We start from the raw sequence: 20,232 nt of genomic DNA on the forward strand, positions 1-20,232 counted from the left end.
GACGCCGCCGCGGCCCGCTCCCGAACATCGGGGGCGGGCCGTCGCTTTTTGGTGTCGCGTCACCGTCGCGAGGACCCTCTCTCGGCGCGCGCGACCGAGCGCCGGTGCCGCGCTCCTGTCCCGTTCGCGTCGCGCCGGTGTCGCGGAGCCGTCGCTTGGCAGGGGCGTTTCAGCCGCATCTACCCGAAGACGCGGGTCGGCGCCTAAACCGCGTCGACCTCTCTCAGCAAACTCGCTCGGGGGGTAGCAAGCCTCGCTGAATAAACCGCTGGAGTTCCCGCAGATGACCGAAGCCGCACAATGGCGCACCGACGTCGGAACCGTCTGGGCGGAGGAATGGCGGCGCACCGACCGCAGCTTCGCGGGAGTCTCCGCCGCGCTCGACGCCGCGATCCTCGACGTCTCCCCGACGACAGGAGTCGCACTCGACATCGGCTGCGGGGCGGGCGGGACGAGCCTGGCGCTCGCCCGCGCGCACGCCGCGCTCGCAGTGGTCGGGATCGACCTTTCCCCCGATCTGGTCGCGGTCGCGCAGGCGCGCGCCGTGGGCGTCGACAACGTCCGCTTCCAGGTTGCCGACGCAGCCGACCCCGCGCCGCCCATCCTCGGCGGCGCGCACGACATCGCCGTCTCGCGCCACGGCGTGATGTTCTTCGCTCATCCCGTGGCCGCGTTCGAGACGATCCGCACGTTGCTCAAGCCCGGGGCGCCGTTCGTCTTCTCCTGCTTCCAGTCGGTCGGGCGCAATCCCTGGGTGAGCGACGTGGTGGAGGCGATCACCGGGGAGCCGATGGCGCAGACCGGCGACATGCCGGGTCCGTTCGCCTTTGCCGACCCGGACCTTGTCCGGGCGCTGCTGACCGATACGGGGTGGAGCGACCCGCGGGTGCGCGATCTCGACTACAGCTACGTCGCCGGGCAAGGCCGGGATCCTGTCGGCGACGCGCTCTCGTTCCTTTCGCGGATCGGGCCTGCGGCGCGCGCGCTCGCGACCCTGCCCGCGTCCGACCGGCCCTCCGCCCGCGAGCGGTTGCACGGACTTCTGGCCCGCCATGTCGCGGGCGATCTGGTCGCGTTCTCCGCCGCCGCCTGGATCTGGAGCGCGCGCGCATGATCGTCGTCCACCACCTCGAGAACTCCCGGTCGCAGCGGGTGCTGTGGATGCTGGAGGAGCTCGATTTGCCCTATGAAGTCCGGCGCTACGAGCGGAACAGGACGACGATGCTCGCGCCGCCCGAGCTCAAGCAGGTCCACCCGCTGGGCAAGTCCCCCGTCATCGTCGACACCGCCGACGGCACGAGCGGACAAGGGCGGGTCGTCGCGGAGACCGGCGCCATCGTAGAATATCTGGTCGACAAGGCCGATGGTCGCCTCGGCCCGCCCGCCAATCGCGACGCGACGCTCCGCTACCGGTTCTGGCTTCACTATGCGGAAGGCTCGCTGATGCCGCCGCTGCTCGTCAAGCTGGTGCTCGGCCGCGTGCCGCTGCTCGGCGGGATGGCGCAGAAGCGCATTCAACCGATGATCGACGTCCATCTCGATTACGTCGAGGCGGAGCTCGCCAGGCGGCCCTGGTTCGCGGGCGACGAAATCACCGCCGCGGACGTGATGATGAGTTTCCCGGTCGAGGCGGCGCGCAGCCGCGGCGGGCTGGACGCCTCGCGCCCGCATACGATCGCCTGGCTGGCGAAGGTTCACGCCCGCCCCGCCTTCCGGCGTGCGCTGACCGCGGGCGGGCCTTACGACTTCGCTTAACGCTGCGCGGTCGCGATGCCCGCCGGCGGCCATTCCAGCACGCCGCACGCCTTTGCGACCCACTCGCCCTTCTTCGACCAGCAAACCGCATCGAGCCGCGGCATCGCCAGCTTGGGCTGGAAGGCATAGACCGCCACCTGGTCTCCCCAAGGCGTCAGCGCGTTGCGCAGTTCGCGCATCCGTGCTCGCGACACCTCGACGAACTTCCCCTTCGACGTAAACACCGCGTCGCGTCCGATCGAATTGGCTACCTCGCAGAAGTTCAACTGCGATTCCACCGCCGAGAAGCCGGCGTAGGTCCGAGTCCCGAACTGATCCAGCGCCGACTGTCCACCCTTTGGAGACTTGTTGACACGGACGAAATACTTGGTGAGCGTGTCGAACGACTTCTTGAGTTCGTCCTTGTGATCGGTGAGGATCGCATTGTAGTTCGACACCGTCACCATCGTCGGTTCGAATTGGCACTGGAGCGCGGCGACGTTCAGCGCCGCGCGCATGTTCCAGACCAGCGCGGCGTCGATCTCGGCGCGCGTGGCGCCCGGCATCGGCTGGGCGATCCCCGGCTCGTCGCCGACCACCGGCGCGCCGGACAGGTCCTTGGATTTGAGGAAGAACTGCGCCGAAGCGGGCGTCGCCGCGACCGCCGCTCCCGCCAACGTCAGAGCCGCCACGCCGGCCCGCCACACCTTGATCATCACCCTATCCCCACGCAACTCGCCGGATTCTAGACCTTTTCGAATCGTCTCCCAACAGGTTTTTACCATGTCCGCCGAACGGCTCGCCGCAGCTTCGCGAGCGGACGGTCGGCTTGACCGGTCCGCGACCCGGTTTCATTCTCTCCCCCTCGATGTGCGCAAAAGGGCTCCGCATGATCCGCTTCACCTCGCTCGCCGCGCTCGCGGCGACGCTCGCCGCCGTTCCCGCCGCCGCGCAGACTCGCCCCGCCCCGGCGCAGGCCGCCCCCGCGACGGCGGCGCAGGCGGACGCCTTCGTCGCCGATGCCGAGCGGCAGATCGAGGCGATCTCGGTCCCGACCGCGCAGATCAGCTGGGTGAACGCGACCTATATCACCGACGATACCGATGCGCTCGCCGCCGCGGCGGGGGCGAAAGCGACCGAACTCGCGGTCAAGCTCGCGGTCGAGGCGGCGAAGTACCGCAGCGTCCCCGGCCTCTCGTTCGACACCCGGCGCAAGCTCGACCTGCTGCTCGGCGGCATCACGCTTCCGGCGCCCAGCCGCCCAGGGGCGGCGGACGAGGTCGCGACGCTCGTGACCAAGATGTCCTCGTCCTACGGCAAGGGGCGCGGCATGCTGGACGGCAAGCCGATCAACGGCAGCGACATCGAGGCGGCGATGGGGAGCGTCCGCGATCCCGCCAAATCGCAGGAGATGTGGGTCAGCTGGCACGACCAGGTCGGCGCGCCCATGCGCGCGGATTTCCTGAAGTCGGTCCGGATCGAGAACGAGGGCGCGAAGGAACTGGGCTTCGCCGACACTGGCGCGCTCTGGCGCGCTGGCTACGACATGCCGCCGGAGCAATTCGCCGCGCTGACGGACACGCTCTGGAAGCAGGTCGAGCCGCTCTACCTCGCGCTCCACACCTATGTCCGCTGGAAGCTCAACGCGAAGTACGGCGACGCCGTCCAGCCCAAGACCGGCCCGATCCGCGCCGATCTGCTCGGCAACATGTGGGCGCAGGAATGGGGCAACATCTACGATCTCGTCGCGCCGGCGGGTGCTGGCGACCTCGGCTACGACATCGGCGATCTGCTCAAGACCAAGGGCTATGATCCGGTAAAGATGTTCAGGACCGGCGAGGGGTTCTACTCCTCGCTGGGCTTCGCTCCCCTGCCGGACACGTTCTGGACGCGCTCGCAGATCGTCAAGCCCGCCGACCGCGAGGTCGTGTGCCACGCCTCGGCTTGGGACGTCGACAACATGAACGACCTGCGCATCAAGATGTGCACCAAGGTCAACAGCGACGATTTCGTTACCATCCATCACGAGATGGGTCACAATTATTATCAGCGCGCCTACAACACTCAGCCGTTCCTTTACAAGAACGGCGCCAACGACGGCTTCCACGAGGCGATCGGCGATTTCGTCGCGCTGTCGATCACGCCCGACTATCTCGTGAAGATCAACCTGCTCGATCCGGCGAAAGTCCCCGCCGCCGACAAGGACATCGGACTGCTGCTCCGCCAGGCGATGGACAAGGTGGCGTTCCTGCCGTTCGGCCTGCTGGTCGATAAGTACCGCTGGAGTGTCTATTCGGGCGCGATCCCCGAAGGTCACCTGCAGGCGGGCTGGGACAAGCTTCGGCTCCGGTATCAGGGCATCGTCGCGCCGGTCGCGCGCGACGAGACCAAGTTCGATGCGGGCGCGAAGTATCACGTCGCGGCGGGCGTGCCCTACACCCGCTACTTCCTCGCCCGGCTCCTCCAGTTCCAGTTCTACCAGGCGGCGTGCAAGCAGTCCGGCTGGAAGGGCCCGCTCCACCGCTGCTCCTTCTACGGGAACAAGGCGGTGGGCGAGAAGCTGAACGCGATGCTCAAGATGGGGCAGTCGAAGCCCTGGCCCGACGCGCTGCAGGCGTTCACCGGCAGCCGCGAGATGTCGGGTGCGGCGCTCGTCGCCTACTTCGCGCCGCTCAAGACCTGGCTCGACCGGCAGAACAAGGGCAAGCCGACGGGCTGGTGAGGGGTGTCAGGGCAGGGGAGAGGTCGGCGCGCTTCCCCCCACCGCCCGCGCCGTGTCTGCCGCCAGTTGGAGCCGCCGCGTCCCGACCTCCAGCAACGCGCGCTCCGCATCGAGCGCCGCCGCCTGGGCGGTGGTGACCTCGAGATAGTCCGATGCGCCGTCGCGGTAGCGGATCAGCGCGAGGTCGCGGGTCCTTTCGGCGGCGCGGGTGGCCGCCCGTTGCTCGCGCTCCTGCGCGAGCGCCGCGCGCGAGCGGGCGAGGTCGTCCTCGACCTCGCGGAACGCCGCCAGCACCGTCGAGCGGTAGTTGGCCGCCGCCTCCTCATACTGCGCGCGGCTGATCTTCACCCGCGCGCGCCGCGCGCCGCCGTCGAAGACCGAGAGCGCCGCCTGCACCGGCCCGAGCGCCCAGAACAGGTTGGACGCGCTGAAGATGCTGCCGCCGGTCGCTTCGACGCCGACCGTGCCGCCGAGCGTCAGCGACGGGTAGAGCGCCGCGCGCGTCACGCCGATCCGTGCGTTGGCGGCGGCGATGCGGCGCTCGGCGGCGACCACGTCGGGCCGGCGCTGGAGCAGTTCGGAGGGGACGCCGACCGGTACCTGCGGCGGGGCGGGCAGCGCGCTCGCGACCGGCAGCGCAAAGGTCGACGGCGACTCTCCGACCAGCGCGGCAATCGCGTGCTCCAACGCGGCGCGGTCGCCCGCCACGCCCTCCAGCTCGGCGCGCGCGCTGCCGAGCTGGGCGGCGGCGCGGCTGACGTCGATCCCGCTGGCGATCCCGCCGGTATGCCGCGTGTCGGTGAGGTCGTAGGCGCGCTGGAACGCGGCGACGGTCTGGCGCAGCAGCACGATCCGCGCGTCGAGTCCCCGCATCTGGAAATAGGTGTCGGCGAGGTTCGCCTGCAGCGACAGCCGCACCGCGTTCAGATCGCCCGCGCTCGCCTCGGCCTCGGCCGCGCTCGCCCGGACCGAGTTGCGGACGCGACCAAACAGGTCGAGTTCGTAGGCGAGCGACGGACCGACCGCGTAGTCGGTGTAGGTCGCGGCCTTGCCCTGCGCGAGCGGGCGGTCGGCCGACACCCGCTCGCGGCTGACGCTCGCGCCCAGATCAAGTTGCGGATAGCGCGCCGCCCGCGCCTCGCCGATCGCCGCGCGCGCCGCGTCGTAGCGCGCGACCGCCGCGGCGAGATCGGGATTGGCCCGCTCGATCCGGTTCTCCAGGTCGGTCAGCGTCGCGTCGTCGAACGCCATCCACCACTCGCCGCGCGGGGCGACGTTCGCCATCGCCGGCTGCCACGGGCCGAGCTCCTTGTACGCTGCGGCCGTCGGCACCGGCGGCGGCGCGGCATAGGGCGGCGCGAGCGAGCAGCCCGCGAGCGCCGCGATCAGCACGCCACTGAGGACGGGACGCGAGCGGCGCACGTTACTTCCCACCCGCGGCCAGACGAACCGTGTCGCCGCTGTCGAGCGAATCCGGCGGGTTGTCGATCACCCGGTCGCGGGGCGACAGGCCCGCGCTGATCGTCACCGTCTCACCTTCGTCGCGGCCGATCGTCACCGTCTTCATCACGACCCTGTTCCCGGCGCCGAGCGTCGCCACCCGCGTGCCGTCCGACCCGACGATCAGCGCGCTCGCCGGCAGCCGGATGCCGGAACCGGCGTTCCCGACCGGGAAGGTCACCTGCGCGTAGCCGCCGGGCTTCAGCGCCCGGTCGGGATTGTCGGTCTGGAGTTCGACCAGCATCGTCCCCGATTGCGGATCGACCGCGCCCGCCGAGCGGACCAGCACCACGTCGAACTTGCGGCCGGGGTGTTCGGGGACCGTCAGCGAAGCGTGCATTCCGTCGCGAACCTCGCCGACAGAGGCCTGTGGCACGCGCACATAGACGCGGATGCGGGCGAGGTCGGCGACGGTGAACAGCGGCGTCGACGCGCTCGTCCCCGCCGTCACCAGCGCGCCGATCTGCGCCGAACGGCTCGTGACCACGCCCGCGAACGGCGCGTCGAGCCGGGTGAAGCCCTGGAGAGCGCCCAAGCGACGCAGCTCTGCCGCAGCGGCGTCGGCGATCGCGCTCTTGGCGGCGAGGTCGCCGATCTTCTCGTCGGTCTCCTGCTTCGACACGGCATCCTTCGCCAGCAGGTCGCGCCAACGGGTCGCGGTTGATGCGGCGAGGGCGCGGTTGGCGCGCGCGGTCTGAAGCTGCGCGCGCGCCTGCGCGACCTGCTGTTCGACCTCGGGAGCATCGAGCAATGCCAGCGTCTGGCCGCTGCGGACCGGATCGCCGATGTCGACGAGCCAGCGGCGGATATAGCCCGTGGTTCGCGCGTAGATCGCAGCGCTATTGTACGCCTGGAGGTTCCCCGGGAGGGTCAGGCCGTCGCCGCTCCTGCCGACGCGGGTGGGGCGGATCACTGAGACGACCGGGGTCGCGTTCGCCTGTGTCCAGGACGCGAGCGAACGCTCGTGTCGCATGCGGGTCATGAGCCCGATCGCGACCAGCACGATCGCGACGGCGGCGAGGACGATGCCCGCGGTCTTGAGCGACCAGCGGCGAGGCTCAGACATGCGCTTCCTCCAGTTCGTGCACGCGGTCGTCTCGGCGGCGCGCCCTTGCGAGGTCGCGGGCGTGCGCGCGGCTGAAGATGACGGGGACGAACATCAGCGTGGCGATGGTCGCCACGATCAGCCCGCCGATCACGGCGCGGCCGAGCGGCGCGTTCTGCTCGCCGCCCTCGCCCAGGCTCAGCGCCATCGGCAGCATGCCGATGATCATGGCCAGGGCGGTCATCAGCACCGGGCGGAACCGCGTCATCCCGGCCTCCAGCGCCGCCTTCACCGCGTCGCCGTGCTCCGCCAGCCGCTCGCGGGCGAAGCTGACGACCAGGATCGAGTTGGCGGTCGCGACGCCCATGCACATGATCGCGCCGGTCAGCGCGGGCACCGACAGTGTCGTACCCGTCAGGAACAGCATCCAGATGATTCCCGCGATCGCGGCGGGCAGCGCGGTGACGATCACGAACGGGTCGAGCCAGCTCTGAAAATTGACGACGATCAAGAGGTAGATCAGCACGACCGCGCCGATCAGCCCGAGCAACAAGCCGGAGAAGGCGGTGCGCATCGTCTGATACTGACCGCGCAGCGTCACCGTCACCCCTTTCGGAGTCTGTAACTTCAGGTCGGAGATCGCCCGCAAGATGTCGCCCGAGATGGCGCCCAGGTCTCGCCCGTTCGGGGTCGCGTAAAGGTCGATCGCGGGCTGGATGTTGTAGTGCGACACTACCGCGGCGGCACCTCCACGACCGATCCGGCCGACGCCGCCGAGCACCTGGCTCGCGCCCGACGTCGTGCCCGTCACCGGGATATTGGCGAGGTCGCCGATCGAGCCGACCCGGTATTCCGGGGTCTGGGCGACGACCGAATAGGACACGCCATTCTCCGGATTGAGGTAGAAGACCGGCGCGGTCTGGCCCGTTCCGGCGAGCGAGGCGGCCAGGCTGGTGGTCACGTCTCGTTCGGTCAGCCCCAATTGTCCGATCCGGCTGCGATCCACGTCGACGCGCAATTCGGGATAGCGCGAGGATTGCTGGATCCGCGCGTCGGCAACGCCGGGGATGACGGCGATACGACGGAGCAGCCGCCGTGCGAACGTCCCGTTCGCGGCGGCGTCCTTGCCGGTGATCTGAACGTCGATCGGCGCGGGGGCGCCGAAGTTCAGAATCTGGCTGGTGATGTCGGCGGGCAGGAACGCGAAGGTCGTGCCCGGAAACGCCTTCGGCAACGTCTCGCGCAGTCGCTCGATGTAGTCGGCGGTCGGCGCATGGCCTTTTGCAAGCTGGATCAGGATGTCGCCGTCCTGCGGCCCGATCGTCCCGGAATTGTTGTAGGTCGTGTTGATCGAGCTGACCGGCAGACCGATGTTGTCGGCCAGAGAGACAAGCTCGTCCCTCGGGATGATCTGGCGAATGCGGGTCGCGATCCGGTCGAACTGCGCCGACGTGTCTTCGATCCGGCTTCCGATGGGTGCGCGGACGTGCAGGGTGATCTGCCCTGCGTCGACCGTGGGGAAGAAGTTCTGGCCCAGGACCGGCGCCAGCAGGAACGACGCCGCGACCACCGCCAGGAAGCCGAGAACGAACGGCCGCCCGCTCGCGAGCGCCCGCTCGAGCAGCCGACCATAGCCGGTGCGGATCGCCTCGAACCGCGCCTCGAACCCGCGCTGGAACCGTACCAGCGGGTTGCGTGACGCAGATGATCCCGCCGCGTGCTCCGTATCGTGCGGGCGCAGCAGCGCCATCGCCATCGTCGGGACGAGGGTGCGCGACAGGATGAAGCTCGCGACCATCGCGAACACCACCGACAGCGCCAGCGGCACGAACAGGAATCCCGCGACCCCGGGCAGGAAGAACATGGGGATGAAGACGATGCAGATGCAGAGCAGCGAGACGAATGCCGGGGTCACGATCTGGGCGGCGCCGTCGAGGATCGCCTCGCGGACGCGCTTGCCGTGCTCGAGGTGCCAGTTGATGTTCTCGATCGTAACGGTCGCGTCGTCGACCAGGATGCCGACCGCGAGGCTCAGCCCGCCCAGTGTCATCACGTTGAGCGTCTGGCCGGTCGCGGCCAGCGCGACGATCGCGGCGAGGATAGCGAGCGGGATGGAGATGGCGATGATGACGGTCGATCGCCACGATCCGAGGAACAGCAGGATCATCAGGCTGGTCAGCACCGCCGCGATCGCGCCCTCCTTCACCACGCCCTCGACCGCCGCCTTCACGAACAGCGACTGGTCGCCGATCGGCACGATCCGGAGGGTCGAGGGGAGCGTCTCCTGAATCTTCGGAAGCGCGTCCTTGATGCCCTGGACGATCGCCAGCGTCGACGTCGATCCGTTCTTCAGGATGGTCATGAGCACCGACCGGCTGCCGTCGACGTGGACGACGTTGGTCTGCGGTGCCGATCCGTCGCGGACATGCGCGACGTCGCGCATGTAGATCGTCGCGCCGCTCACGACCTTGACCGGCAGCGCGTTCAGCCCCTCGATCGAGTCCGGGGCGTTGTTCAGCCGCACGGCGTATTGAAAGCCGCCGATCTTCGCGAATCCGGCGGGGTTGATCTGGTTCTGCGCGGCGATCGCGTTGGCAACGTCCTGCGCGCTCAACCCCTTCGACTGAAGTGCCTGCGGATCGAGGTCGATCTGCACCTGCCGCTGGCGCCCTCCGGACGGATAGGGCAGGGCCGCCCCCGGCACCGTGACCAGACCCGGGCGGATCTGGTTGACCGCCAGATCGAACATCTTGCCCTCCGACAGCCCCTTTCCGGACAGCGCGAGCTGGAGGATGGGCACGGTCGAGGCATTGTAGTTCAGGATCAGCGGCGGAGTGATCCCGGGCGGCATCTGCTTGAGCACGTTCTGCGAGACCGAGGTGACCTGCGCGGTCGCCGTGCGGATGTCGGCGCCGGGCTGGAAGTAGATTTTGACGACGCCGATGCCGGGCATCGACTGACTCTCGATATGCTCGATGTCGTTGACGGTAGTGGTCAGCACCCGCTCGAACGGCGTGATGATGCGCCCGCTCATGTCGTCGGGCGAGAGGCCCTGGTACTGCCAGGCGGTGGCGATCACCGGCACGCGGATGTCGGGGAAGATGTCCACTGGCGTGCGGATCGCAGCCAGCACGCCCACGATCGCGATCAGGATCGCCATGACGACGAAGGTGAGGGGCCGCGCAAGCGCGACCCGGACGATGCCGATCACGGGCCTGGTCTCCGGTTTCGGGCGCCGCCAGGCGTCGTCGCGTCGGTCGTTGCCGCCGCATCCCTTGCCGCACCGCAACACCTTAATGCAAGGGACAATGCTCCTTCCATAAAGCGATGAGCTGATGTCCCGCCCCGCAGCGACCCCAGCGTCGGTCATCGCAGCTGTTCTGGCATCGGCACGAAACAGGGTTGCGCGCACCACCGTTTTCAATCAGCAATCATTGCTGAAACACGCCCGGCGGAGATCTGGCGGCGGACAGGAGAGTGGCGGTGGACCTAGCGAATGTAGTCGTCGGTTTGATCGGCGGAGTCGGCGCGATCGCGACACTGGGCGGAATCGTGATCGTCGCCCGTCGCGCCGTTTGACGCGGGGCCTTATCGGTTCGTCGTCGCCCGGTTCCGCCAGTCGAACCATCCGCGCCCGCTTGCGGCGGGATAGGTCGGCACGGGAGCGGACTCGACGCGCGTGTTCGCCGCCGGGGCGATCGTCGCGGCGGTAACCGGCGCCGCACGAGCGAGCCGCGCGTTTTCACGCTCCAGCTCCGCGTTGCGCGCGCTCGACTCCGCCAGTCGCGCGTCATGCTCTCGCCTCGCCGCCGCATGGGCTTCGCGCTCGTCGGCGTAGCGCTGCTTCCAGCGTGCGCCGCCGGGATGGCTCGCCAGTCCGAACAGCCATCCCGCAACCAGCGCGACGGCCAGTGCGACATATTGCGTGGTTGTCGTGAATAGCATCGACAAGGCTCCTGTTACGCAGCCTCAACGAAAGGCCGGACGGAGCGTTCCTTGGCGCGCTCCGCCCTTGCGCTCAGGCGGAGCCGCCGATGAACGCATCCTTGATCGAGCAGGCCGCCGGCCCGAGGATGACGATGAACAGCACGGGCAAGATGAACAGGATCAGCGGGATCGTCATGATCGCCGGCAGCCGCGCCGCCTTTTCCTCGGCGCGCATCATGCGCTCGTTGCGGAACTCGGCGGACAGCACCCGCAACGCCGAGGCGAGAGGCGTGCCGTATTTCTCGGTCTGTACCATCGTCGTCACGACGCCGCGGATCGAATCCAGATCGACTCGGGTCGCCAGATTCTCGAATGCGGATCGGCGATCGGTGAGGAAGCCGAGCTCGATCGCGGTCAGCGCGAATTCGTCGCCCAGTTCGGGATAGGCGCGACCCAGCTCCTTCGACACCCGGTGGAACGCGGCATCGACCGTCAGCCCGGCCTCGGCGCAGATCACGAGCAGGTCGAGCGCGTCTGGCAGTCCCTTGCGGATCGCGTGGCTGCGCTTCGTGATCTTGTTCTTGAGCCAGATGTCGGGCGCCTTGTAGCCGATGATGAACGACGCCGCGACGGCCATGTAACGCTTCAGCGGCCCCCAGGCGGGAAACATCTCGCTGCCGTAGAAGACGTAGAGCGCGACCGCGCCGAAGACGATCGGCAGGACCAGGCGGCCGAAGATGATCGCCGGCGCCCATTCCTTCTTGCGGATGCCCGCCTGCATCAGCAGCTTCTGCGCGACGATCAGCTGGCTTTCCTGAAGCACCTTGAGCGAGCTCAGGACGTTGCGGATGCGGTCGGCGGTCTCGTTCTTGGCGACGAGCTTGGCCCGGCGCTTGCTGGTCGAGGCGGTGATGCCGGCCTTCAACTGTTCGCGACGATCGTTGAGCGCCTTGACGCGCTTGGTCATCGGATCACGGACCGACAACGCCGCGTAGATCGCGACCAGCACCGCAAGCGTCGCGACCGCCGTCAGCACGGTCGCCACGAGCAGCACGTCAAAGCCCAGAAGCCTCGGTCCGTGGGTCTCCATCATCGCGCGCGCCTTCTTAGATCTCGAAGTTGATCATCTTGCGCATGATCAGCGCGCCGATGCCCATCCACACCATACCGCCCAACCCGGCGACGATCAGTCGCGGGTCGATGAAGAACTTCTGCATGTACGCGCCGTTGATGAACCAGATGAGCCCGAACACGATGAAGGGGAGCGCGCCGATGATATAGGCCGACGCCTTCGACTCGGAGGACATCGCGCGGATCTTCAGCTTCATCTGGCCGCGCTGGCGCAGCACGGTCGCGAGGTTCTGGAGCGTTTCGGCCAGGTTGCCCCCGGTCTCGCGCTGGATCGCGATCGAGATGACGAAGAACTGGAACTCGGGCGTGCCGAGCCGGTCCGCGGTCTCCTGAAGCGCGACGTCCATCGTGCGGCCGATCTTCATCTTGTCGGAGATGGAGCGGAACTCCTCGCCCACCGGGCCCGGAACCTCGGTGCCGACCACCGCCATGGTCTCGGAGATCGGCAACCCGGAGCGCAGCCCGCGGACCAGCAGCTCGATCGCGTCGGGGAACTTGGCGGTGAACTTGCCGACGCGCTTCTTGATGACGTAGCCGACGGCTGCGTGCGGCAACCCCGCGCCGACCAGCAGACCGGCGAAAACGGTGAGCGCGATCGGCGCGCCCAGGAGCAAGGCGATCCCCGCGACGCCGATCAGGAGCACGACGCTCGCAGTGCCATATTGCCCGACGGTCCAGGTCTTGCCCGTCATCGCCAGCCGCTTCTTGAGCTCGGCGGGTCGCGGAAGGAAGCGCGCGAAGGCGAGGTCGGTCCGGGTCGCCTGGCGCCCGGTGATCCGGCGCATCTGAGCCTCGAGCGCCGCGGTCGCCGAGGCCGAGTGCCGCTCGCGCATCGTCGCCAGTCGCTTCGCGCCGGCGCGCTGGGTGGACGGGCCGGCGAACGCGAAGGCGGTCAGCCCCAACGTCGTCAGCGCGCCCAGCGCCACCAGGATGATCGGCAGCATCGCCATCGCAACTCTCTCTCAGGTCCGGTCGTGCGCCGGACGGACGCCGGTCACTTCCTGTCCTTCTTGGGCAGCAGGCCCTTCAGATCGGTGAACTTGCCCATCAGCAAAGACCCCTTCGCCTTCGCCGACCCCTTGCCCTTGTCGACGCCGTCCTCTCCGCTGTCGGCGACCGTGCAGACCCGCCCGGCGAGTTCGCCCAGCGGGACGATGGTCTTCGACGTCTTGCCCGCCTCGGCGAGCGGCTTGCCGAGTTTGGCGGCCTGCGCCGCGAGCTTTTGATCCGCGGGCACCAGCAGATCGATCCTGCGCTCGATCGAGCTTTCGAAATCCTTGCGCGAGATCTCCAGCTGCGCGCCCGCGGGGACGCGGTTCGCCAGCACGATGACCTGCGCCGACGGCGCGTTCGATTTGAGCCAGGACAGGATCCGGATCGAGTCGCGCGCCGCCGCCAGCGTCAGCTCGGTCACGAGCACGGCCACCTGCACGTCGCTGATCAGGTGCGGGTGCTGGACCAGCATGCCGCGCGGCAGATCGACGACGGTGCATTCGAACGCCGCGCGCATTTCCTCTTGGAGCTGGTAGAAGGCGGCGCCGTCGGTCATCATTGGCGAGTTGATCGGCGCCTCGGCGCTGAGCACCGCCAGCCGTTCGGACGCTTTCACCATCGCGCGCTCGATGAACAATCCGTCGATCCGAGACGGATTCTCGATCGCGTCGGTCAGTCCGCGACCCGGCTCGAGGTCGAGGCTGAGCGCACCGGTGCCGAAATGGACGTCGAGGTCGAGCAGCGCGGTCGTGCGTCCCTGCTTGTCCGACAGCAGCCAGGCGAGCGAGGTCGCAACGGTCGAGGCCCCCGCGCCGCCGCGGGTTCCGATCACCGCGATCGAGCAGTGCGGGCGCTCGGTGCCGGCATCGACGACTTTCGGCGCCGACAGCGCCGTCTGCGCCTGGGTGAAGGTCTCCCGCAACACGTCGGGGTTGAGCGGCTTGAGCAGATAGTCGTGGATGCCGCTGGCGACCAGATCGCGGTACAGCCGGACGTCGTTGACCTGCCCGGACGCGATCACGATCGTCCCCGGCTCGCAGACCTCGGCCAGGCTGTTGATGTCGTTCAAGGGGTCGCCGGACTCGGCCAGGTCCACGAACAGGATGTTCGGACTTGCCGAGACCGACAGCGACTGGACGGCGTTGCGCAGGCCGCCCTTGTTGACCTTTTCGGCGGCCCAGCCGAACTCGCTGGCGACGGTGCGGATCGTCTGCGCGGTGCTCTCGTCGCAGACATAGGCGACGAAGGGCTCGCGCAACGCCGCGCCGGCGGGTTTCCAGGGTGCGTTCATCTCACTTGCCTCCCGTGCCTTCGGCCTTGACCGCGGTGCCGCCGGCTCCGGTCGGCGCGGCGCTGCGGTAAAGGTTCACCGCCTTGCTGCCCTGCGCCGCGTCATAGACGGGCGCCCCGGGTTCGCCGCGGACGAGATCGGCGGGGTTCGCCACCATCGCCGCCAGGTTGCCGTTGATCGCGCAGCCATGGTTCGAGTTCGTGCTGCTCTCGAACTCGACCCCGTCGTAGCGGGTGAAGTCGGGGCAGCCGGGGACCGAGGCGCGCATCCGGCTGATCACGACCCGCGCTCCGCCCGGCGCCGCCGGTGGAGCGGCCATCGGCGGCTCGTCGGAGAGCAGCAGCCCGTAGGGCGCGATCGCCGCGGCGACCTGGTTGCGGATCCGCGCGCCGCCGGCGGGATCGTCGACCGTGATGCGGTCTCCGTAGCCGACCCGCATCGACGCGAACCAATCGGCGAGCCGCGCCGCCTCGCCGGGGGCGAGACCGCTCGGTCCGGCGTTGAGGTCGAGGACGAAGTCGGTGCGCTCGACCACCGGCTGGTGGACGGACTCGAGGCCGCGGTTCTCGGTGCCGCCCGCACCGCCGCCGCACGCGGAGAGCATGACGGCGGGCGCGGCGGCCGCGAGGAGAAGGGTGGATCGCTTGAACATGGGCGAGATCCTCATGGGAGACAGCGCTGGCGTTAGTCGGAGAAGCCGGGGGTCGCTTCCGGCCCCTTGCGCTTCTTGGGGGATGCGGCGGCCAGCTGCGGATCGAGCGGCGCGGGCCGCGGCTGCACCGCGCCGATCACGGGCGCGTCCGGTCCCGCCGGGGCCGCCGGAACGAGACGGGGCTTGGGCCGGTCGCCGCCGGTGTCGCCCTTCCCCAATTCCCCCATGAAGACCCGGCCGAGATCGGTCGGACCCTTATAGCCATCAGTCGGCAGCTTGATGTCGTTCGCGTTGACCGGCTTCACCAGATAGGGCGTGATCACGATCACGAGTTCGCTCTCGTTGCGCTTCCATCCGTTCGATCGGAACAGCGCGCCCAGGATCGGCAGATCGCCCAGTCCGGGTGTCTTGTTGATCGTGTTGTTGTGGCTGTTCTGAAGCAGCCCGCCGATCATCATCGACTGGCCGGACCCGAGGATCAGCGTCGTCTCGGCGCGCCGCGTGGTCAGCGCCGGGATCGTGGTTCCGCTGATCTGCACGGCGCCGTCGGACGTCAGCTGCGACACTTCGGGCCGAACGCGGAGCGAAATCTGCCCGTTCGACAGCACGGTCGGCGTATAGGCGAGGCTGATGCCGTATTGTTTGTATTCGACGGAGACGGCACCGAGCCCCTGGCTGAGCGGGATCGGGATCTCCCCGCCTGCCAGGAACGTCGCGGTCTCGCCCGACAGCGCGGTCAGGTTCGGGTTGGCGAGGGTCGACACCTGCCCGATCTGTTCGCCGAGATCGAGCGAACCGAGGATGTCGAGCCCGAACAGCCGCCCACCGAGCGCGACGGCGCTGTTCGTACCGCTCTTGATCAGCGAGGTGCCTTCGGACGCGGTGGTGCCGCCGGTGAACAGTCCGCCGAGCGGCGCGTATTGCGACGCGGCCGTGCCCTGTGAGATGCCGAACTTGAACCCGCCGCTGCTGTCGAACGTCTGCAGGTTGACGCCGATGTTCTTGACGAAGCTGCGGCTAACCTCGGCGATCCGGACCTGAAGATTGACCTGAAGCGGCGTCGCGGTCTTGAGGCGGCTGAGCACCTTCACGCCGTCGCCGACATAGGCCTGGACCAGGCGCTCGGCCTCGGCGGCGTCGTCGGGGCTGGCGATCGTGCCGGTCAGCAGGACCAGCCCGTTGAGCGTGGTCGGCGTGATCGTCGATTCGGGCAGCGCCAGGCGGAGCATGGTGCCGATCGAGTCGAAGTTCTGGCCGACGCGGACGGTCGCCGAATAGACGACCGCACCCGACTTCGAGGTCGCGGACACCGTCGTCTCGCCATTTTTCTTGCCGAAGATGTAGAGCTGCGTCGGCGAACGGACCTGTACGTCCGCGATCTCGGAGCTGGCGACGAACAGGTCGGACATCGGCCGGGGCAGGGTCACCAGGCGGCCGCGATTGGTCGCGACCTGGATGACGGTGCCCGAGCGGCCGGCGGCCGTCTGGGCGGGCGACGCGGCGGGGGTGGCCCCCAGCGTGGCCGTCGCCAGGACGGTCGCGAGCGACCAGCCGTAAGGCTTGGAGCGCATGCGCATTCTTACTTCCCCCCAACCGGAACTTCGGTGACAGTGTTGCCGCGCGCGATCCGGACGACCGGGCCGGCGGGTTTCGGCGTGGTGTCGACGGCGACCGGCTTGCCGGGCACGGTGCGGCGCTGGAAGCGCGACACGTCGGCGCCGGTGCTGACGGTGGAGTGGCCCGACACAGGGCTGCTCGCGACCTGGACCATCATCGCCTTCTCCGCCTTCGGATCGCCGGTGGTAGGCGCCGTCGCCGTGCCGGAGGCGATCGCCTCCTCGAGCTGACCCGCGTTGTCCGCGAGCGAGCGCAGCGACAGCGAGAGCGAGCCGAGCGTCTGGGCGACCGCGATCTGCTCGGCGATCCGGGGCGTCGCCTCGACCGTGACGGTCGAATAGGTCTTCACGATCGTCTTGCCGTCCTCGCCCACGTCCTTGTCGGTACGCTGATCGGTGGCGAGCACACGCAGGTTGTTGACGATGGTCTCCGACGCCTTCAGGGGCGGACCGTCGCCACCGCCGGCGACGTTCGAGGTCAGCACCAGGTCGATCCGGTCTCCGGGAAAGACGAAGCCCGCCACCGAGGTGGTCGGCGACACCGGCACGGTGACCGCGCGCATCCCCGGCCCGAGCGCTGCCGCCAGAAAGCCGCGGTCGCCGGGCTTCACCACCGCGCCTTGCGTGATCGGCTGTCCCGCCGGGATCGGCAGGCGCACCACCGTGCCCAGCATCGCGTTGAGATCGGTGCCTTCCTTCTGGAAGTAGGCGTTCTCGATCAGCTCCTTGGGCCAGGGCTGGAACTTGAGGGCGGTCGGATCGAGGATCGTGCCGACCGGCAGCGCGCGGGTCGCGACCAGCACCTGCGGACCCTCCTGCACCACCACCGGCGCGGCGGTCGCCACCGGCGTGGAGCTGCCCATGATCAGCGTCCGCGCGAAGAATGCGGTGACGCCGGCGACGAGCAGCGCGCCGACCAGCAGTATGACCTTGCGAGTATCCATAGTATCACCCGTCTTCTTTTGGACGTCGGCCGGACGATCCGGTCCTCACATCTTCAGGTAAATTGATTAAGGAGCGGTTCGCGGAGTGCGAGAAGCCCGGCGATGGCGATGGCGACACCGTAAGGTACCTCCACCGTCTCGGTCTTTCGATGGAACTTGCGTTCCACCAGGAGGATCAGCGTCAGGATCCCGCCGATGATCGACATGATCAGCAGCATTCCGACAAGCGCGGTGAACGGCAGCCAAAGACTGAGCGCACCGATCATCTTGACGTCGCCGCCGCCCATCTGTCCGAAATGAAACGCCACGCAGAACAGGCCGAAGAACGCGGTTGCGATCGTCAATTGAAGGATGGTATCCGGCCATAGAGAGAGACCGTTCGACCACCACCACAGCGGCGCCAACATCGCGATCGTCGCGTTCTTCCAATTCGCGATTTCTCGATGACGCACGTCCTCGACGCCCGCCGACACCAGCAGTAGCCCGAGCAACGCGATCCAGAGAAGTCCCCACCCCATCGGGTTCTTCCTCTAGACGGCATGTCTTCTTAAATCGTAACCACGCCAACCGATGAACGCGCCCACCAGCTTCCGCCGCCGCATCCCCGCGGACGCCGCCGTTTCGACCTGGCGCGCGCCCGACGGCTGGGAGCTGCGCAGGTTCGACTGGCCGGGCGGCGGCCGCGGATCGATCCTGTTCCAGTGCGGCCGCGCCGACGTGTTCGAGAAATACCTCGAATCCTTCGCGTCCTGGCATGCCGAGGGTTGGTCGGTGACGTCGCTCGACTGGCGGGGGCAGGGCGGTTCGGGACGTCTCTCGGCGGACGCGCGGGTCGGCCATGTCGACGATTTCGGACGTTGGGTCTGCGATCTCCAGGCGTTCTGGTCGGACTGGTCGGCGGATCGCCCGGGGCCTTACGTCGCGATGGGGCATTCGATGGGCGGCCACCTCCTGCTCCAGGCGATGCTCGAGGACGCGGTGCGCCCGGATGCGGCCGTGCTGGTGGCGCCGATGACCGGGCTTCGCGGCCCGATCGGCGCTCGCTGGGCGGAGCCGATCGTCCGGTTCATGCGCAACCGCGGCGATCCCGCCCGCGCCGCGTGGAAAGCGGGCGACCGCCCGGGACCCAAGCAGGACCGTCAGACCATCCTCACCTCCGACCGCTCCCGCTACGAGGACGAGCAATGGTGGTACCAGCAGGAGCCCGACATCAAGCTCGGGCCGCCGAGCTGGGATTGGCTGAGCCAGGCTTATGCCTCCACCCGCGTCCAGCGCCATGACACCCGGATCGCGAAGCTGACGGTGCCGATCCTGATGCTGGTCGCCGACGCCGACGAACTGGTCGACGCGGACGCCTCGATCGATGTCGCTACGCGGTTGCCGGACGTGACGCTGATCCGGTTCGGCCGCGAGTCCGCGCACGAGATCCTGCGCGAGGCGGATCCGGTGCGAGACCGCGCGCTCCAGGGCATCCGTGCGTTCCTCGATCGGCGGGCGCCCCGGCGCTGATGCGAGTCGACGTCGCGATCGTCGGCGGCGGCATCGCGGGGGCGAGTCTCGCCGCCGCGATCGGCGCAAGCGCGACGGTCGCGATCCTGGAGGCAGAGGACATCGCCGGCTATCATGCGACCGGCCGGTCCGCCGCCTTCTGGTCGGAGACCTATGGCGGACCCGCGATCCAGCCGCTGACGACGGCATCGGGCGCTGCGCTCGCGCCGTACCTTCAGCCGCTCGGCTCGCTCCACATCGGCCGCCCCACGCATGCGGCCGCCGCCGACGCGCTGCTTGCGGAGTTCGCCGGGACCGGAGTCCTGCTCGAGCGGGTCGATCCGCGCACCGTCATCCCGGGTTTGCGCGAGGAATGGTCGGTCGGCGTGTCGGAGCCGACCTGCGCCTACATCGACGTGGCGCGTCTTCACGCCGATTCGCTCGCTGCCGCCCGTCGCGCCGGGGCGGAGGTGCGGCTCGGCTCGGCGCTGCGCGGCGCCGTTCGCGAGACCGGGGAGTGGCGGATCGACACGAGCGCGGGCGAGGTTCGCGCCCGCGTCCTGGTCGACGCGGCAGGAGCCTGGGCGGATGCGGTCGCCGAGCGGTGCGGCGTCCGCGCGGTCGGCGTGCGGCCGTACCGCCGGACCATGGTCCAGCTCCGCACCGATCCCCCGGCCATGGCGGGAATGCCGCATGTCGCCGCTCTGTCCGGCGCGTTCTATTTCAAGCCCGAGCCGGGCGGACGGCTGTGGCTGAGCCCGCATGACGAGACGCTGACCGATCCCTGCGACGCCGCGCCCGAGGAATTGGATGTCGCGATCGCGATCGATCGGCTGGAGGGCGCGCTCGATTGGCGGGTGACCGCGGTCGAGCGCAGTTGGGCGGGGCTGCGCAGCTTCGCGCCCGATCGCCGGCCGATCTATGGGTTCGACGCCCAAGCGCCCGGCTTCTTCTGGTGCGCGGGGCAGGGCGGGTTCGGGATCCAGACCGCGCCCGCGGCCGCTGCGCTCGCCGCCGCGCTGCTGCTGGGCGAGGCGGCCCCGACGGGCCTCGACCCGGACTTGTACGCCGCGACCCGCTTCGGCTAGGGACCCAGCCCGAGCCCCCGTGGTGGAATTGGTAGACGCGACCGACTCAAAATCGGTTGCCGCGAGGCGTGCCGGTTCGAGTCCGGCCGGGGGCACCAGTC

General features: G+C 68.8%; 17 protein-coding genes and 1 tRNA gene. 6 read left to right on the plus strand and 12 right to left on the minus strand.

Annotation, left to right across the window (positions count from 1 at the left end; all coding sequences use genetic code 11):
* Nucleotides 1–283: 283 nt before the first annotated feature.
* Both AC4GYY_RS00220 and AC4GYY_RS00225 read left to right on the plus strand, forming a co-directional pair.
* A complete protein-coding gene (locus AC4GYY_RS00220) occupies nucleotides 284–1,114 on the plus strand; it encodes a class I SAM-dependent methyltransferase (RefSeq protein ID WP_491117657.1) in 831 nt (276 codons plus the stop codon).
* A complete protein-coding gene (locus AC4GYY_RS00225; RefSeq protein WP_491117659.1) occupies nucleotides 1,111–1,755 on the plus strand; it encodes a glutathione S-transferase family protein in 645 nt (214 codons plus the stop codon). Before AC4GYY_RS00220 ends, AC4GYY_RS00225 begins: the two co-directional genes overlap by 4 nt.
* On the opposite strand, the gene AC4GYY_RS00230 is transcribed toward AC4GYY_RS00225, so the two are convergent.
* Nucleotides 1,752–2,450 (minus strand): hypothetical protein, encoded by a 699-nt coding sequence (locus AC4GYY_RS00230; RefSeq protein ID WP_491117661.1) that lies wholly within the window; start codon nucleotides 2,448–2,450, stop codon nucleotides 1,752–1,754. The genes AC4GYY_RS00225 and AC4GYY_RS00230 overlap by 4 nt on opposite strands.
* Nucleotides 2,451–2,623: 173 nt before the next feature.
* On the opposite strand from AC4GYY_RS00230, the gene AC4GYY_RS00235 reads away from it, so the two are divergent.
* Nucleotides 2,624–4,456 carry a M2 family metallopeptidase gene (locus tag AC4GYY_RS00235; RefSeq protein ID WP_491117663.1) on the plus strand — a complete coding sequence of 611 codons (1,833 nt, stop codon included), beginning with the start codon at nucleotides 2,624–2,626 and terminating at the stop codon, nucleotides 4,454–4,456.
* A gap of 6 nt (nucleotides 4,457–4,462) precedes the next feature.
* Here AC4GYY_RS00235 and AC4GYY_RS00240 read toward each other — a convergent pair whose 3' ends face one another.
* The 11 genes from AC4GYY_RS00240 to AC4GYY_RS00290 form a co-directional block, all read right to left on the minus strand.
* On the minus strand, nucleotides 4,463–5,878 hold the full coding sequence (locus AC4GYY_RS00240; RefSeq protein WP_491117665.1) for an efflux transporter outer membrane subunit: 1,416 nt from the start codon (nucleotides 5,876–5,878) through the stop codon (nucleotides 4,463–4,465).
* A gap of 1 nt (nucleotide 5,879) precedes the next feature.
* Nucleotides 5,880–7,022, minus strand: a complete 1,143-nt coding sequence (locus tag AC4GYY_RS00245) for an efflux RND transporter periplasmic adaptor subunit (RefSeq protein ID WP_491117666.1) — start codon at nucleotides 7,020–7,022, stop codon at nucleotides 5,880–5,882.
* A complete protein-coding gene (locus tag AC4GYY_RS00250; protein ID WP_491117668.1) occupies nucleotides 7,015–10,212 on the minus strand; it encodes an efflux RND transporter permease subunit in 3,198 nt (1,065 codons plus the stop codon). Before AC4GYY_RS00250 ends, AC4GYY_RS00245 begins: the two co-directional genes overlap by 8 nt.
* Before the next feature lie 377 nt (nucleotides 10,213–10,589).
* Nucleotides 10,590–10,946: a hypothetical protein gene (locus AC4GYY_RS00255; RefSeq protein WP_491117670.1), complete on the minus strand. Its 357-nt coding sequence runs from the start codon at nucleotides 10,944–10,946 to the stop codon at nucleotides 10,590–10,592.
* 73 nt (nucleotides 10,947–11,019) lie between these two features.
* Entirely contained in the window at nucleotides 11,020–12,018 is a 999-nt protein-coding gene (locus AC4GYY_RS00260) for a type II secretion system F family protein (protein WP_491119259.1), read from the minus strand.
* Between the two features lie 16 nt (nucleotides 12,019–12,034).
* Complete coding sequence (locus AC4GYY_RS00265; protein WP_491117672.1) at nucleotides 12,035–13,009, minus strand: type II secretion system F family protein; 975 nt, start codon at nucleotides 13,007–13,009, stop codon at nucleotides 12,035–12,037.
* 44 nt (nucleotides 13,010–13,053) lie between these two features.
* Nucleotides 13,054–14,343, minus strand: a complete 1,290-nt coding sequence (locus tag AC4GYY_RS00270) for a CpaE/TadZ family protein (RefSeq protein WP_491117674.1) — start codon at nucleotides 14,341–14,343, stop codon at nucleotides 13,054–13,056.
* Between the two features lies 1 nt (nucleotide 14,344).
* Nucleotides 14,345–14,995, minus strand: coding sequence for a CpaD family pilus assembly lipoprotein (locus AC4GYY_RS00275; RefSeq protein ID WP_491117676.1), 651 nt, complete (start codon nucleotides 14,993–14,995; stop codon nucleotides 14,345–14,347).
* 32 nt (nucleotides 14,996–15,027) lie between these two features.
* Entirely contained in the window at nucleotides 15,028–16,572 is a 1,545-nt protein-coding gene (locus AC4GYY_RS00280; RefSeq protein ID WP_491117678.1) for a type II and III secretion system protein family protein, read from the minus strand.
* 2 nt (nucleotides 16,573–16,574) lie between these two features.
* Nucleotides 16,575–17,555 carry a Flp pilus assembly protein CpaB gene (gene cpaB / locus AC4GYY_RS00285; protein ID WP_491117680.1) on the minus strand — a complete coding sequence of 327 codons (981 nt, stop codon included), beginning with the start codon at nucleotides 17,553–17,555 and terminating at the stop codon, nucleotides 16,575–16,577.
* A 53-nt stretch (nucleotides 17,556–17,608) separates the two neighbouring features.
* Nucleotides 17,609–18,073 (minus strand): A24 family peptidase, encoded by a 465-nt coding sequence (locus tag AC4GYY_RS00290; RefSeq protein ID WP_491117682.1) that lies wholly within the window; start codon nucleotides 18,071–18,073, stop codon nucleotides 17,609–17,611.
* A 52-nt stretch (nucleotides 18,074–18,125) separates the two neighbouring features.
* Here AC4GYY_RS00290 and AC4GYY_RS00295 point away from each other — a divergent pair, with 52 nt between their 5' ends.
* The 3 genes from AC4GYY_RS00295 to AC4GYY_RS00305 all read left to right on the plus strand — a co-directional run bounded on the left by AC4GYY_RS00295 (nucleotide 18,126) and on the right by AC4GYY_RS00305 (nucleotide 20,229).
* Nucleotides 18,126–19,064: an alpha/beta fold hydrolase gene (locus AC4GYY_RS00295; protein ID WP_491117684.1), complete on the plus strand. Its 939-nt coding sequence runs from the start codon at nucleotides 18,126–18,128 to the stop codon at nucleotides 19,062–19,064.
* The gene (locus AC4GYY_RS00300; protein ID WP_491117686.1) at nucleotides 19,064–20,131 is read left to right on the plus strand and encodes an NAD(P)/FAD-dependent oxidoreductase; all 1,068 of its coding nucleotides are present in this window, start codon (nucleotides 19,064–19,066) and stop codon (nucleotides 20,129–20,131) included. The genes AC4GYY_RS00295 and AC4GYY_RS00300 overlap by 1 nt, the downstream gene beginning before the upstream one ends.
* Nucleotides 20,132–20,144: 13 nt before the next feature.
* Nucleotides 20,145–20,229 (plus strand) — tRNA-Leu (locus tag AC4GYY_RS00305).
* Nucleotides 20,230–20,232 lie beyond the last annotated feature (3 nt).

The organism is Sphingomonas sp. SP6 (assembly GCF_058313435.1).

Bases quoted from the DNA above. Each gene is read 5' to 3' on its own strand.
- cpaB (WP_491117680.1), bottom strand. From the start codon at position 17,555: ATGGATACTCGCAAGGTCATACTGCTGGTCGGCGCGCTGCTCGTCGCC.
- AC4GYY_RS00295 (WP_491117684.1), top strand. From the start codon at position 18,126: ATGAACGCGCCCACCAGCTTCCGCCGCCGCATCCCCGCGGACGCCGCC.
- AC4GYY_RS00260 (WP_491119259.1), bottom strand. From the start codon at position 12,018: ATGGAGACCCACGGACCGAGGCTTCTGGGCTTTGACGTGCTGCTCGTG.
- AC4GYY_RS00270 (WP_491117674.1), bottom strand. From the start codon at position 14,343: ATGAACGCACCCTGGAAACCCGCCGGCGCGGCGTTGCGCGAGCCCTTC.
- AC4GYY_RS00290 (WP_491117682.1), bottom strand. From the start codon at position 18,073: ATGGGGTGGGGACTTCTCTGGATCGCGTTGCTCGGGCTACTGCTGGTG.
- AC4GYY_RS00220 (WP_491117657.1), top strand. From the start codon at position 284: ATGACCGAAGCCGCACAATGGCGCACCGACGTCGGAACCGTCTGGGCG.
- AC4GYY_RS00265 (WP_491117672.1), bottom strand. From the start codon at position 13,009: ATGGCGATGCTGCCGATCATCCTGGTGGCGCTGGGCGCGCTGACGACG.
- AC4GYY_RS00235 (WP_491117663.1), top strand. From the start codon at position 2,624: ATGATCCGCTTCACCTCGCTCGCCGCGCTCGCGGCGACGCTCGCCGCC.
- AC4GYY_RS00275 (WP_491117676.1), bottom strand. From the start codon at position 14,995: ATGTTCAAGCGATCCACCCTTCTCCTCGCGGCCGCCGCGCCCGCCGTC.
- AC4GYY_RS00255 (WP_491117670.1), bottom strand. From the start codon at position 10,946: ATGCTATTCACGACAACCACGCAATATGTCGCACTGGCCGTCGCGCTG.
- AC4GYY_RS00300 (WP_491117686.1), top strand. From the start codon at position 19,064: ATGCGAGTCGACGTCGCGATCGTCGGCGGCGGCATCGCGGGGGCGAGT.
- AC4GYY_RS00225 (WP_491117659.1), top strand. From the start codon at position 1,111: ATGATCGTCGTCCACCACCTCGAGAACTCCCGGTCGCAGCGGGTGCTG.
- AC4GYY_RS00245 (WP_491117666.1), bottom strand. From the start codon at position 7,022: ATGTCTGAGCCTCGCCGCTGGTCGCTCAAGACCGCGGGCATCGTCCTC.
- AC4GYY_RS00230 (WP_491117661.1), bottom strand. From the start codon at position 2,450: ATGATCAAGGTGTGGCGGGCCGGCGTGGCGGCTCTGACGTTGGCGGGA.
- AC4GYY_RS00280 (WP_491117678.1), bottom strand. From the start codon at position 16,572: ATGCGCATGCGCTCCAAGCCTTACGGCTGGTCGCTCGCGACCGTCCTG.